Origin of the sequence: Methanosarcina mangrovi (assembly GCF_052057765.1) — an archaeon.
Taxonomy (GTDB): domain Archaea; phylum Halobacteriota; class Methanosarcinia; order Methanosarcinales; family Methanosarcinaceae; genus Methanosarcina.
The window spans coordinates 4,896,876-4,911,031 of the sequence record NZ_CP195120.1; the positions used below are offsets into that span (position 1 = coordinate 4,896,876).

The window sequence follows — 14,156 nt, forward strand, 5'->3', positions numbered from 1 at the left end:
CACTAGTCCTTTCTTCGTGCAGGTACGCCAATAACGACAGAACCAGCATCAACATCTTTCGTAACAACTGCTCCTGCCCCTACAATGGCATCTTCTTCAATGGTCAGGTTCGGTAAAATAGTTGCTCCTGCCCCGATCATTACACGATCCTGAACAGTCACGCATCCTGTAAGGGTTGCACTTGGTGCAATGTGAACTCCTTTACCAAGAATGCATTCATGGTCCACGTTTGCCATGTGATTTATAACCGTCTGGTCTCCGATACGAACCCTTGTACTAATACATGCTCCAGCCATAATCTGTACACCATCACCAAGAGCTACGTCCAAACAAACTGATGTCCATGGATGAATAAATGACACTGGCTGAAGACCAAAAGAGGTAAGATAGTCTGCTGTGAGGAGACGATCTTTTCCGCGTGCACCTCCCATTGCCACTACAAAACCCAATGGTACTGGCACATCCAAGGATGAAAACCATTCTTCGAATCCTTCCCGTAAATACAATAACGGTACATCTGGATATGGCGATTCTAGATTAGTATTGTTGTCAAAAACCGCGAGCAGATGGCAGTCATAGCAATTGTCAAGTACGTCACGTACAACTATACCATGTCCTTTAGCACCCCATATAATATAATTTAGAGAGGGCGATGATTCAGTACTGAAGCCGGGTTTTAGATGAATTCCCATAATGTATTCTTCTTTATCTGATTTTCTGGAGTAATTCGAATACCACAGTTATAACGTCCTGTTTTGTCATGTCATGATAACTAGGAAGATTAATCCCCCTCTTGTAGAGAGACCAGCTAACTACATTATCTTCTGCGGACTCAAACATCGGAAACATGCTTACAGGATAGAAGAATGGACGCAGGCCGATGCCATCGGCATTCATACTTTTAATCAGGGCATCGCGATCAAAATGATAGGAATCTCCGAAGATGATTGATGGCATCCAGAAGAGATTCTTTGTATCCGGTTTTTCCACGTTTATGGCAATATCCGGGACATCTACAAGTGCCTCCTTGTACCATCCGAAAATCTCACGCTTCTTGTTGACAAGCTCGTCAAACCGCTCAAATTGGGCAACGCCAAGTGCAGCATCAAGATTTGACATCTTATATTTCAAACCGAGTTCATCAACCCAGAACATGATATGCTGTTCTGGTCTGCGTCCCTGATTACAGATAGTGGATATCTTATCTGCAATATCATTGCGATTGGAAATAAGGGCGCCTCCTTCTCCGGTTATGAATGTTTTTGTACCGTGAAATGAGAAGATACCGAAATCTCCTATGCTTCCCACTTTTATCCTATGATATTCTGATCCAACGGCCTCTGCTGCGTCCTCAATAACAGGAATGTTATGTTTCTTTGCAATAGCCATGATTGAGTCCATGTCACAGACATTGCCGTACAGGTGGACTACAATTATTGCTTTTGTCTTGTCAGTGATTCTTTTCTCTATAGAGACAGGATCGATGCACCAGGTGTCACGAAGAACATCTGCAAAAACAGGCTTCGCGCCGAGCCAGACTATGGGGGAGACACTGCCTATCCACGTGATGTCGGGGACAATAACCTCATCCCCAGGGCCAATACCGAGAGCCATCAGAACTGTGTGTAAAGCTCCGTGGCAACTGGATGTGGGCCAAGCGTGCTTCACACCAAAACAGGATTTTAATGCCTCGGTAAAGCGCTTAATATAGTCATAACAGTGATCTCCCCAGCCATTTGTAACTGCATCGGTAACATAGGCAATTTCAAGTTCAGTGATGCTTGGTTTGTTTACGGGAATTCTCATCATAGGTACATCTCACTTTGATTATTTCATCAACATTACAGTGCTATTGGCTCATCACGCAGGTAGGGGTGATGAAGATCCTTTTCAGATATGTCCGTAATGGGTAGAGGCCAGCGAATCCCAATCTGTGGGTCTGCGTGATTCAGGCCTCCTTCGCAATGGGGAGAATAGAAGGCAGTTACCAGGTACACGATCTCTACATCATCTTCAAGAGCCTGAAATCCATGCGCGAATCCTTCAGGGATAGCAAGCATATTCATATTTTCTGCAGAGAGTTCAACTCCATACCACTGTAGATAAGTTGGAGAGTCTTTCCGAAGATCAACAGCAACATCAAAGACCTTCCCTTTGATGCATCGGACAAACTTCATCTCCGCATCTGGAAGACGTTGGAAGTGCATTCCTCTGATAGATCCTTTCTTTACAGTCCGGGAAAAATTCACATTTACAATCCTCCGATCTCCAATAACCTGTGCCAGTTCTCTTTCACAAAAGAAACGGGCAAAGGCACCACGATGATCTACAAACGGAGTCGTTTGAATTACGTAACACCCCTTCAATGGAGTTTCTTCAAATTGCATACCGGGACCTCATATCCTGTGTATAATTTTTAATATCTCTGAAACTGTGCTCACGTACATCTCCTTTATTTAAATAATAATCCATGTACCAAGATGCTGTTTTTTCAATGGTTTCTGATATACTCCAGATTGGCTTCCAGCCTAAGTGAGTCATTGCCTTCTCGGATGACAATCTCAATAATGCTGCTTCAGGTACTTGCGTGAGAATTGGGTCGTACCTAGTTTCTCCAGAACCCCATACACCATAGAATTGTTGGACAATATCCAGAACAGTTATAGTTTCTGCTGGCAAAGGTCCAAAATTCCATGCTGATTCAAGTGGAATCGTTCCACAATGATCTTCACACATCATCTTTGCTGCAAGAAGTAGATACCCGGCAAGTGGCTCCAGTACATGCTGCCAAGGACGTATGGCTTGAGGGTTGCGAAGTTCTAGAGGGATTCCTGTGGTTACTGCACGTACCGCATCTGGAATGATACGGTTTTCAGCCCAATCTCCCCCGCCGATAACATTTCCTGCACGAGCAGATGCTAGACGAATCTTATGTTCTCCAATCTTCTCAGGTGGAAAATATGAGTCCCGGTAAGATGCAATTGCAATTTCCGCTGCTGCTTTACTTGCACTGTAGGGATCACGCCCACCAAGCGGATCGCATTCCCGGTATCCCCATATCTGATGTTTATTGAGGTAGCATTTGTCACTGGTAATCATAACGACTGTACACGGATGATCCAGTTTTCGCAGAGCATCCATCAGATAAATACTCCCCATAACATTCGCTTCAAATGTTTCTACCGGTTCCTGATAGGATCTGAGGACGATAGGCTGGGCTGCAAGGTGAAATATAAGGTCGGGTCTCACTTCATGAATGTATTCAGTAAAAACTGATTTATCACAGATATTTCCAAGATATTCTGACGAAAGTAATTCATGTATCCGTGCTTCGGTATAATGACTCGGATCTGTACCTGGAGGAAGGGAGTAACCATGTACTTCGGCACCGAGTTTGGACAACCATAGGCATAGCCATGACCCCTTAAATCCTGTGTGCCCTGTTACCAGAACTGATTTCCCATGGAATACATCTTCGAAAAACATATTAATCCAGCATCCAAGGGATGTCTCCTTTATCCCACATTTCCTGTAGTTTGTTCTTTTCTCGGAGAGTATCCATTGCTTTCCAGAAGCCGTAGTGTTTAAAGGAATACAATTCTCTATCTTTAGCAAGATTCTCCATTGGGCTGCGTTCGAAAATCGTGTTGTCTCCTTCTTTCAGATAATCAAAAACACATGGCTCCAATACAAAAAATCCTGCATTGATCCATGCTCCATCTCCCGGGGGTTTTTCCATGAAATTGGCAATCTTGCCATCTTTATCAGAAACAAGATTGCCATATCTTCCTTCAGGTTGAACAGCGGTAACCGTTGCTGCATGACCATGTGATTTATGGAACGCAAGAAGTTTCTGAATATCCACATTCGAAACGCCGTCTCCATATGTCAGCATAAAGGTCTCATTTCCCACATAGGGTTTTGCACGGAGAACGCGACCTCCGGTCTGTGTCATCAACCCGGTGTCAATAAGGGTGACTTTCCAAGGTTCACAGTGCATTTCATGGACTTCTACAGTATTAGTACTAAGATCAAATGTCACGTCACTCTGATGCAGGAAATAATTGGAAAAGAATTCTTTGATAACATAACTTTTGTAGCCCAAAAGAATGATAAATTCGTTGAATCCATAATGGGAATACAACTTCATGATATGCCAGAGAATCGGTCTACCACCAATCTCAACCATAGGTTTTGGGATGAGATGGGTTTCTTCGGATAATCTGGTACCAAGACCTCCTGCAAGAATAAGAACTTTCATTGGTTTTGTGACTCCTCTGATATTTATGTCTTTTTAATGATACTCATTATGTTACTTTTGATATATCTAAATTTTGAAAAAGTATGCTTATAGGGATAAGGTAAGAATATGTCTGATGAGAATCCAGGTACGCAGGACCTTAATTGTTCCTTTTCATCTTCGTGGAGTATGCATGTTAAGACCAGAGTAATATATATGATTAATAATGCAAGTCCTACAATAATTGTCATTAATATATTACTAGCCGGGAACACAGCCAGAATTAATGTCGCTGCCATAATAAATCCCATTAAGTAACCGATTCCTCTGAGGATTGCTTTTACAAACGTGGCTAAAGGTGCACGGACAACGTAGGCTATATAAAGAGGAGCACTAATGCCTGTGTGTAGTAGCATAGTGATAGCACCCGAAATTGCAACTCCATAGATACCAAGTCCAAACATGAAGGGAAGAGTGCAAGAGAGATACACATTGAGAATTCCGGCAAATAAACTATAGAATGCAGGTATTTTCACTCTTCCGTAACCAACACCGATAGAGCTGATTGCAGACACTTGGACTTTAACAATCACGGGTGATACTACAACCCACATTAAAGGTGCCAGGTGGACATATTCATCACTTCCCATCCATAAGGTGAGCAGTTGAGGGGAAAACAGGCAAATTAACCCAATTATCGGGGTCATAAATAGGCCCATGCATTTCATAGCAAACAAAGCAAATTTGATCAAACCTTCAGTATCTCTTTTGGAATAATAATTATAAATCATCGGAGTCATGGCACTGGTTACCAGACCTGAGATTCCGTAAAGTAAGCTACTCCATAGAATTACCAATGAATATTCTGAACCTGCCACGTCGCCAAATAATCGATTTACAACCATCAATGCAATGTTGGCATTTAACATAAACCCGATTGTATCAATAACAACCCAGAATGCAATTCCCCTGATTTCTCTAAATCTAGCGCGGGAATATGAACTTATGGAGATCTGAATATCTGGACAAACTTTGCGGGAAAGATTATAGGCAACAAACAGAGCAACTAAAGCTGCTATAAAATAGGATATCCCAACGTAAACTAATGATGGCGGGAAAATCGTGAAGAATACAACAATTAATATCAGCTGGGTTACCAAGTTGGTAACGTTCACGAGATTTCTGTAGTCCAGACGATTGTATGCAAACAATGTCACCATGAAGTTGCTACTCCATGCCCGAATGAGTACGGATCCAAGAATAAGTGAGAATAAAATGAATACATCGCCTGAAGGTGTATCTCCAATATCAAAAAATTCTGGCGCGAACCATGCAACAAGGAGAACTACTGGAATCAGAATCAGTAAAATCGCAAGTGTTCCAAAAAGGGCAGTATTAAATGTCTGATTTGCACGGGAAATGTCCGATCTTTGTAAGTCTATTGTTAAAAATCGGGAAATGGAAGTATTGAGTGAGTCAATAATTAGTGTTACATAGCTGGTAATTGATGTTGCAAGGGGAATTAATCCATATGCTGAAAATCCCAGTGTATCTACAAAATAAGGAACCAACTTCAGCCCAATGATTATATTTATGGCAAAGTATGCTATATTTGAGAGCACATTCTTTGAGAAACGCTGGCTGAATTTGATGTCAAGAGGGGTTAGGTTGGGCAAGATGAATCACTACTTTATCTGTTTACAAAATATTAAGAATGAGGTTAGAGGAAAACAGCTGTGACAATTTGTTATATTCTGTCCTCCATGTTATGCGGATCCGTTCTTAAACCATACAATTGTTTTACTTAGTTCCTCTTTGAAATCGCTTTTTGGATTATATCCAAAATCCCTAGCTGTCGAAATATCTGCCAGGGAATGTTTAATATCGCCAGATCTTGGGTCTGCATATACTGATTTTATTTCCTTGCCCAATATTTCATTTATATAATCTACCAGTTGATTGATCATAATTCTTCTCCCACAAGCGATATTGAAAACTCCAGTCTTGTCTGACTCGCAGGAAAGAATATTCGCATCAATAACATTTTTGACAAAAGTGAAATCCCTGCTTTGTTCTCCATCTCCATATATTACTGGATTTTCATCGTTCAAAATTGCAGTTATAAATTTGGGAATTACAGCTGCATACTGAGAATTGGGATCCTGCCGTGGTCCAAAGACATTGAAATACCTCAGGCTAACTGTTGGAAGCCCGTAGAGGTCTTCAAAAACTCTGCAGTACATTTCTCCTGTTGCTTTTGTGATTGCATACGGGGACATCGGGTTTATGGGCATGTCTTCTTTTTTTGGGAGAGTAGGAGTGTCACCATAAACTGAGGAAGAAGATGAAAATATTACTTTTTTAATTCCGGCATCTTTTGCAGCTATTAGAACATTCAATGTTCCTGTTACATTGGAATTATTTGAATTGAAGGGATCTTTCACACTTCTTGGAACACTGGGGATAGCTGCTAGGTGGAAAACGTAATCCTTTTTTTTGAATATCTCTGTCAGGTTCAGGTCTACTATACTGCCTTTTACTACAGTTAGATTTTTGTGGTCTAGCAGATGTTTTATATTTTCAATTTTACCTGTAGATTCGTTATCAATAATTGTTACTTCATTGTCCTCAAGTAACTTCTCAGTAAGGTGGGAGCCTATGAAACCCATCCCACCAGTGACTATTACTTTTTTATTTTTCAAAAGATCCCCCTCACGTAAGCTTGTGAAACTACGGAAACTTTTGAATTTTGCTTTTGAAGTTTGCTTTTCTGCACTTCTTTTTTTATTCTCTGGATATGCCCTCTTCCAAGGGCTTTGACTTCACAGCCAAGTTCGAAATATCTTCTTATTTTTTCGTCTGATAATATCCCGAAACAATCAATAATTACAATAGGTCCACCTGCCATTTTTACAATAGCTTCTGGCTCAAGATTAAGATACTCGCTATGTGGGACCGCAAAAATCAGGGCTTCTATGCCTTTAATAGCTGCTGGCAACTCGCTTTCCATTTTTAGCTCTGTTAAGCTATCTTGGTTTCTGAAGAAACGTTTCCAGGACTGACCGGACGCCGGATATGTGTCCTGGCTTTCCATCTCGTACCAGTGGTCTACGTATGGGTCGTGGACACGCATCTCAGCGCCCATTTCCGTAAGTTTCCTTACGACAATCTCGCTTCCGCTGTATCTCGTGTCTCCTACATCCTGCCTGTAGCTGGCTCCGCAGATAAGGACCTCTGCTCCGGCAATGTACCGGTCCATGTTCCTGAGAGCATCTCTTGTGAGCTCGGCTACGTGAAGGGCTCTTGTGTCATTGACATCGATCGATGTGGGAGTAATCTTAAAAACATCGTCTCCATCTTCAAAACCCAGGATATGTTTATATGCCCAGTAACCCAGCCCTCCGTCTTTTGGAAGGCAGTAGCCGCCTATTCCCGGACCCGGGAAGATTATATTGCTGTGGGTCGGACGCATTTTTATTGCATTTATGACCTTTATGATGTCCACACCGTTTCTTTCGGAAAAGAGGCTCCATTCATTAAGGAATGCTAGTATGGTTGCACGATATGAGTTTTCAATAATTTTTGCGGTTTCTGATTCTATTGGTCTGTCCATTACCGTTACGGGGTAATCTTTGGTATTGATTACCTCTCTTAAGAATTTTTCAACTTTTTCTTTTGCTTCGTCGGTGCAGCCTGCACAGACTCTCCAGAAATCGCGTACACTTGCAACGTAATCCTTTCCTGGCATGACTCGCTCATAACTGTGTGCAAGCAGAGGAGTTGAGTCTATTCCACGCTTGTAGAATGCTTTTTTCAGGAGTGGAAGTGCAACGAATTCTGTTGTTCCGGGGGCAACGGTTGTCTCGATCAGGACAAGACAATCAGGGCAGATATGTTCTCCGATTGTTTTCATCGAAGATTCAAGTGCGGCCATATCTGCTTCTCCGGTCCTGACATTTCCAAGCTCACACTTTACATAATCGCACTGAATGTCTACTACGACAACGTCAGCAAGTTTCAGGCATTCATTTGTATATGTAGCGACCAGAGTTTTTGTTTCAAGGACGCAGCGCTTTATTATTTCATCTACTTCTTTGTCTTCCGATTTCACAGGAGACTGCCCTCTGTTGAGCAGGGGAATTTTCCAGTAACTGCGGGTACTTGGTCTCTGGCAGCCTATTACAAATTTGCTGTAGTTCCCATTTTCGTCTTTCGTGTCTGCGATGATTGCAGCCATCACTGCCCCAACGAATCCCACTCCCATTACAACAACAATTTCTTTTCCTTCTTCACGTGCTTGATCCACGAGAATCTTAATTCTGTTAAATTCTTCATTATATTCTTCAGGTCCAGGTAATGGAAATTCTTCTCCTTCTGGGCTAATCGAATAGTCTCTAATATGAGAAGTAAGATCTACGAGTGAATCCTTTTCAATCTGGGGATTTTCTGAGTTAATAATATGACTCCTAATCTGGAATGTCATAACTTTTTCTCCGAAAGTTTTCAATTTAAATTACATCTCTGATTAAACTTTATACATCTGATTTCAGGCCTTGTGCCGAGAACTCTTGCAATTCTCATATTTTTACCGCATCTTTTTTTAGGGAAGTTTTACAAAAATATTATTTTTTAGTAAGATACACTCTAAGTTATTTAACTCATTTGGTTATTTTTTAAACTTCTTATCGATATTGATTTTTATAGGTATTTGCTTTATTTTAGCCTCTTTTCTTCGGTATATAATTATAAAGTGTTTTCTAATTTAAGGCCCTACTTTTTAATAATATATTTTTACTAAAAGAGTCCAGTGAAAAAGTCAAAAATTCAGGTCAGGATTCCGGAGTCAAATTGTAGTGTAAAAAAGTGGACTTCTTATTTTCTGATAAGTTTAAAGTTCAACTTCTGTGAAAGCGGTCTTTAAATTGATTTTATTTTCTATGTCCTACAATATTTAATACTGATATCTTTCTTCCAGACTTTCTCCATTTTTATCCACTACTTCCCTGAAAAGGATTATATTGAATTACTTTCTCCTGGAGAAGCAGCCCAGCAATAAAAATTCTTGAGGCTGTTTAATTGTATGGGTAAGAATGTTGCGTTTTATCAAGAGATTCAAAACATAATTCAAATTAAATGTTCATGAAAAAAGGAATGGACTAAAACAGGTGAAGAATTGACGATCAAGATGGTTTTCTATTTTTATACCACAGGTGCTTTTTAGAGAAAGTCAGGCTGCTTCCTGATATAACTTTGATCTGTCTTCATTTTTCCAGCTTATGAGGAGTTGTCTATGGGCAGCGCTGTCTTGTTCTCGTCCCCGCACTCTACTTAATTTTAGAAATCCCTCAGTTCCTTTCCTGAGGAACCATTCAAATCCAAATCTATAATTGTAATTCCTCCGGATCTTTTCAATTTGTATCAGAATTGTAACTACTATTAAAAGAATAATTAAATTTGATATAGTAGGTAGCAAATTATTGAAGAACGTTGAAACTGATTTCTGTACTAAAAACTGAAGTAAAAATGCTTATGGTCTATATAAATAACAAGCACTGAGAATATAAAAAAGTGAAGGCTGCATGCAAGTAAAAATATGGGGAACTGGTCTCTTGCAGGTAACGATAAAGTTTACCTTGAATATCTCGCATATCAATAAACTTATAATTAGAAACGCAGCTGAAAAACTCAACAGAGTTTTGTCGTCTTTCAGTTGTTCGCTCTGATACAATTCATAAGCTACGCGTCCGTACAAAAAATACCCGATCTAATTATATACGTCATGATAAATGTTGAAATTATTCGGAGAATTCGGGAGTATTTCCCGGTGGAAAACGTTTAGTTTATATAATGGTCAATTTCCTTTTTTCTAACGAATAGTCCGTCAGATTTCTTTGCCGTGAATACGTATTCAGGTTATAAGATATTTAGTCCTTAAGGTGCTATATATACTTGTAAGGTGTCTCTTTTTCTTTTTAATAATATAAATTTTTATTCTTATTCTCACTTTTAGATAATTATTTATACTTCTACATTGCTTACTATTTGAAAATAATTTACTTCAATAACTATCTGGGCATAGAACCTGAAGATTAACACAAATTATTTTTTTTATTTTTATAAATGTGGTGTCTGGATAGTTACTCAGTACTTTATATGTCTTGCATTTTCCTTACATATCGTCAGACAATCTTAATTTCATTCAACATTTAACTTTATTGTTACGGGGTTATTCGAATGAATAATGAGTCGCTTATGAGCAAAAACGCTCGTCCAATCCCAAAAAATGAGGAAGCTCCGGATGCTAGTGGCACCCCCCCTCAAAATATAACCGTGGTTCTTCCTGCCTTCAACGAGGAAGTCTCCATCGGCAGCATAGTTCTCCTTACAAAACACTACTCTGATAACGTAATCGTAATCGATGATGGGAGCTCTGACCGCACCGCAGCAATAGCCCGGAAAGCCGGAGCCTACGTGGTTGTGCATGAGGTCAACAAAGGAAAAGGAGCAGCCCTCAAAACCGGTTTTGAAGCCGCAGCTGATCTGGGCGCCGATATAATCGTGACAATGGACTCGGATGGCCAGCACAATCCCGATGAAATCCCCAAACTGGTAGCTCCTATCATTGCCGGTCACGCTGATATGGTCAACGGGAGTCGCTACCTTTCCCACACGGACAAAAACACCCCTATCTACCGCCGTGTCGGCCAGACCATCCTTGATCGGGCCACAAACATGAACTCCGGCCTCCAGATTACCGATTCCCAAAGCGGGTTCCGCGCCTTTGCCGCCTCTGCCAAAAACGTATTCCGCTTCAATGCTCAGGGCATGGCTATAGAGAGTGAGATGCTCGCAGACGCGGGCAGGTCCGGCCTCCGCATAAAAGAAGTGGAAATCGGAGTAAGGTACGACGTTGACTGCTCAACCGTAAACCCGATAAAACACGGTTTAGGCGTCCTCGTCATGGTCTTAAAGGATGTCGAATTTAACAAGCCTCTCTATTACTTTACAGCCCCTGGCATTATCCTCGGAGCAGGTGGCCTTTGTATGGGTGCAGTTTTCTTGCGTGATTTTATTCTCGGCAGAGGTCTGGATTTCGGGCCTACGATGCTCATGATCCTGTTTATTATTGTAGGGACTTTTATGGCGCTGACAGGGATATTACTGCATTCGGTGTCTGCGGTTATGGGCGAAAAGGAGGTTGTTTGACATGAACAAATTTTCAGGCTGCAGGCAAGTTCAGGGGATTATGTGTTTTTTATATGGTCTCTTGAAAAATATTTGCATGGTTCCCGATTAATCACTGTATGATCTTTGAAATAATTATAGAGATGATATATTGCTTTGGTCATTTTGCTTCGATATCAATGGTTGGGGAAGAAAAACTAATCTATACTTTTTAAATTATATCATCTATCATATTTTGAATTGTTTTCATGAGGGTAAATTGTGAGGATTTTAATCATATCTCAGCATTTTCCACCTGAAAAATCAGGCAACGCCTCACGCATTTTTGATATGTCCAGTCATCTCCGAAAACTGGGGGTAAATGTTAATGTGCTGGCACCTTACCCCAGTTTCCCTTCAGGTTCTTTTAAAAGAAAATGGAGTATTTCCGAATCTGGAACGTTGAATGGAGTCGATCTTGTAAATCTTTTTGCATGGCAGCCCAATCGCGAGGACCCCGGTTTTGTGGGTAGAATTGCCTATTACCTTACTTTCCCACTTCATACTATAATATGGATACTTTTCAATTTCAGTAAATTTGATGTAATTATTACTTCTGCTCCGCCTATTTTCACAGGATTTGGAGGAATTCCGGCCAAGTTATTGTTCAAAAAGAAGTGGGTTATGGATGTGAGGGATCTCTGGATAAACGCTTCCATCAGTCTTGGATTTTTGAAAAAGGGAAGCTTATTTGAGAAAATGAGCCGCGCTTACGAACAGATCTGCTATTCCAATGCCGATATGATATGTGTCACCACTGAAGAACTCGGTCAGGACATTTCGAGGACATACAAAAGCATCGATATGAAAAAAATAAAAGTTACACCTAACGGTGTAGACACCGATTTCTTCTATCCTGTGGACGTCCCGAAAAAGAACCAGATCATTTATGCAGGAAACATAGGTCATGCCCAGGATCTGGAAGATGTCATCTTGGCAATGAAAAAGGTCAATGAGCAATTCGATCTGAAATTACTGATCGTTGGCGATGGTGATATCAAAGGGTATCTGGAAAAAATCACTATAGAGAATGGGCTTACGGATTATGTAGAATTCCCTGGTCTGCTTCCCAGAGAGGAAATCCCGAAGATGCTTTCAGAATCCCTTATTGGTGTAGCTCCTCTTAAGAAGCTTAAGACCCTCGAGTATGCAGTGCCCACCAAGGTCTACGAATACATGGCCTGCAGGATTCCCTTTGTAGGGTGCGGGGAAGGTGAAATCCGAAAACTTGCAGAGCGTTCCAGTGGTGGAATAATTGCGGAAAACGAACCTGATTCAATTGCAGACACTATATTATACCTGTTGAAAAATCCAGAAAAACAGGCTGAGATGGGTAAAAAAGGCCGGGCTTTTGTGGATAAACATTACAGCAGGCAGCAGATCGCAGCAAACCTGAAATCAGGGCTAGAAAGCATTGATGTTGAAAAGCAGATCCCTATTGTCAGCGACGGTATAAGTTATGCAGATTCTCAATGAGCGGATGTATTTCTTGGCTTCAAAGATTATCCAAAACGGCATTCTCCCTAATCTGAAGGTTGAAGGAAATCTTGCTTACACGGTGGACCCTGTCTATAGAATTTCTAGGAACAGAGTGAGTGCCGAATGTGCAAAAACCCTGATCCGGATAAACGGACTGGAAGGAATCAATTATACGGACTTAGTTGAAAAACTCCTAAACTGGTTGCTTGAAAAACAGAACTCTGATGGCTCCTGGAATGAACTGCATGTGAAATACAACCACCCATCAGCTCTTATAACTTCTATTGTGGGAGAAGCTCTTGTTGATGGCTATCTGCTTCTGAAGGATGAACGCTTTGAAAAGGCTGCTTTGCGGGCAAAAGATTTCGTGATTACAAACCAGTTCTCTCCGGGATATTTTAAAAAATCTTCCATTTATGTCGCTGATCACCTGAACGTGGATGCTACCTGTGGGGCATTTCTTGCAAAGTACGGAAAAGTATTTTCCGATCAGGAGTGCCTCGATGCCGCTAAGGTCACAGCGGAGCATATTTGCAGATACCAGTTTTCAGATGGGGTTTTTCCGTACACAAATGAAAACAGAGGCAACTATCGGTACTGCCTGAATATTCCCTGTATCCATTATCAGGGTGTAACTCTTTATTACTTACTAAAGATTATAGATTCTCTTGAAAGTGACTGGCTTGACCCTGAATTTAAAAAAGGAGTCAAATGGCTTTCCTCTGTTCAATTTTCGGATGGCAAGTTTGACTGGTCTAAGAGCGGCCTTATGTTTGCTTACTATCTGAGTGGAGCTTATGCCTTTGCAGTTCCCTGCTTTATGTATGGAACAAAATGGAATTCCAATTATTCAGAAAATGCAGAAAAGGCCCTGGAAGTGCTAGAAGCAAACGTCAAAGAAATTGTAAACCGCTGGGAAAATGATTCGATGCTGAGTTTTCCTGCTTCAGTCTTCACATCTCTTAATACTGCAAACATAGGAAATTATCCGGTCAGCCACAGGCTCTTTAGGTTTGGATATGGTATGTACAGACAATTTGCTAGGCGAAGGTTCTCAAACTCTGTGAATCCGAAACTTTTTACTATTCTTTCAGGCATTATGAATATAAACACCTCCACAATTGAGCCGGATAATAATTTTCCTGACCTGTTCATGACTTCGGAAGTGCTGGACTGTCTGAGCTATTCGATATCAAAACAAATTAAAAATTGA

At 40.8% G+C, this 14,156-nt stretch carries 11 protein-coding genes; 3 read left to right on the plus strand and 8 right to left on the minus strand.

Translation table 11 applies throughout. The annotated features are described in order from the left end of the window. Positions 1–2 precede the first annotated feature (2 nt). The 8 genes from ACSAZL_RS21585 to ACSAZL_RS21620 all read right to left on the minus strand — a co-directional run bounded on the left by ACSAZL_RS21585 (position 3) and on the right by ACSAZL_RS21620 (position 8,723). Entirely contained in the window at positions 3–692 is a 690-nt protein-coding gene (locus ACSAZL_RS21585) for an acetyltransferase (RefSeq protein ID WP_440946595.1), read from the minus strand. 13 nt (positions 693–705) lie between these two features. Then, positions 706–1,809, minus strand: a complete 1,104-nt coding sequence (locus ACSAZL_RS21590) for a DegT/DnrJ/EryC1/StrS family aminotransferase (protein WP_440946596.1) — start codon at positions 1,807–1,809, stop codon at positions 706–708. A gap of 32 nt (positions 1,810–1,841) precedes the next feature. Next, the gene (gene rfbC / locus ACSAZL_RS21595) at positions 1,842–2,387 is read right to left on the minus strand and encodes a dTDP-4-dehydrorhamnose 3,5-epimerase (RefSeq protein WP_440946597.1); all 546 of its coding nucleotides are present in this window, start codon (positions 2,385–2,387) and stop codon (positions 1,842–1,844) included. Further along, complete coding sequence (gene rfbG, locus ACSAZL_RS21600) at positions 2,377–3,486, minus strand: CDP-glucose 4,6-dehydratase (RefSeq protein ID WP_440946598.1); 1,110 nt, start codon at positions 3,484–3,486, stop codon at positions 2,377–2,379. The genes rfbC and rfbG overlap by 11 nt, the downstream gene beginning before the upstream one ends. 1 nt (position 3,487) lies before the next feature. Further along, positions 3,488–4,261 (minus strand): glucose-1-phosphate cytidylyltransferase, encoded by a 774-nt coding sequence (gene rfbF, locus ACSAZL_RS21605; protein ID WP_440946599.1) that lies wholly within the window; start codon positions 4,259–4,261, stop codon positions 3,488–3,490. A gap of 23 nt (positions 4,262–4,284) precedes the next feature. After that, positions 4,285–5,916, minus strand: a complete 1,632-nt coding sequence (locus tag ACSAZL_RS21610; RefSeq protein ID WP_440946600.1) for a lipopolysaccharide biosynthesis protein — start codon at positions 5,914–5,916, stop codon at positions 4,285–4,287. A 90-nt stretch (positions 5,917–6,006) separates the two neighbouring features. After that, complete coding sequence (locus ACSAZL_RS21615; protein ID WP_440946601.1) at positions 6,007–6,942, minus strand: SDR family oxidoreductase; 936 nt, start codon at positions 6,940–6,942, stop codon at positions 6,007–6,009. Then, on the minus strand, positions 6,939–8,723 hold the full coding sequence (locus ACSAZL_RS21620; RefSeq protein ID WP_440946602.1) for a nucleotide sugar dehydrogenase: 1,785 nt from the start codon (positions 8,721–8,723) through the stop codon (positions 6,939–6,941). Before ACSAZL_RS21620 ends, ACSAZL_RS21615 begins: the two co-directional genes overlap by 4 nt. Before the next feature lie 1,751 nt (positions 8,724–10,474). On the opposite strand from ACSAZL_RS21620, the gene ACSAZL_RS21625 reads away from it, so the two are divergent. The 3 genes from ACSAZL_RS21625 to ACSAZL_RS21635 all read left to right on the plus strand — a co-directional run bounded on the left by ACSAZL_RS21625 (position 10,475) and on the right by ACSAZL_RS21635 (position 14,156). Continuing rightward, entirely contained in the window at positions 10,475–11,446 is a 972-nt protein-coding gene (locus ACSAZL_RS21625) for a glycosyltransferase family 2 protein (protein ID WP_440946603.1), read from the plus strand. Positions 11,447–11,686: 240 nt separating this feature from the next. Further along, a complete protein-coding gene (locus ACSAZL_RS21630) occupies positions 11,687–12,940 on the plus strand; it encodes a glycosyltransferase family 4 protein (protein WP_440946604.1) in 1,254 nt (417 codons plus the stop codon). A gap of 13 nt (positions 12,941–12,953) precedes the next feature. Beyond that, positions 12,954–14,156, plus strand: a complete 1,203-nt coding sequence (locus ACSAZL_RS21635) for a prenyltransferase/squalene oxidase repeat-containing protein (RefSeq protein WP_440946605.1) — start codon at positions 12,954–12,956, stop codon at positions 14,154–14,156.

What these genes read in the sequence shown, in the direction of transcription:
- ACSAZL_RS21585 (WP_440946595.1), bottom strand. Translation starts at nt 692, where the DNA reads ATGGGAATTCATCTAAAACCCGGCTTCAGTACTGAATCATCGCCCTCT.
- ACSAZL_RS21590 (WP_440946596.1), bottom strand. Translation starts at nt 1,809, where the DNA reads ATGATGAGAATTCCCGTAAACAAACCAAGCATCACTGAACTTGAAATT.
- rfbC (WP_440946597.1), bottom strand. Translation starts at nt 2,387, where the DNA reads ATGCAATTTGAAGAAACTCCATTGAAGGGGTGTTACGTAATTCAAACG.
- rfbG (WP_440946598.1), bottom strand. Translation starts at nt 3,486, where the DNA reads ATGTTTTTCGAAGATGTATTCCATGGGAAATCAGTTCTGGTAACAGGG.
- rfbF (WP_440946599.1), bottom strand. Translation starts at nt 4,261, where the DNA reads ATGAAAGTTCTTATTCTTGCAGGAGGTCTTGGTACCAGATTATCCGAA.
- ACSAZL_RS21620 (WP_440946602.1), bottom strand. Translation starts at nt 8,723, where the DNA reads ATGACATTCCAGATTAGGAGTCATATTATTAACTCAGAAAATCCCCAG.
- ACSAZL_RS21625 (WP_440946603.1), top strand. Translation starts at nt 10,475, where the DNA reads ATGAATAATGAGTCGCTTATGAGCAAAAACGCTCGTCCAATCCCAAAA.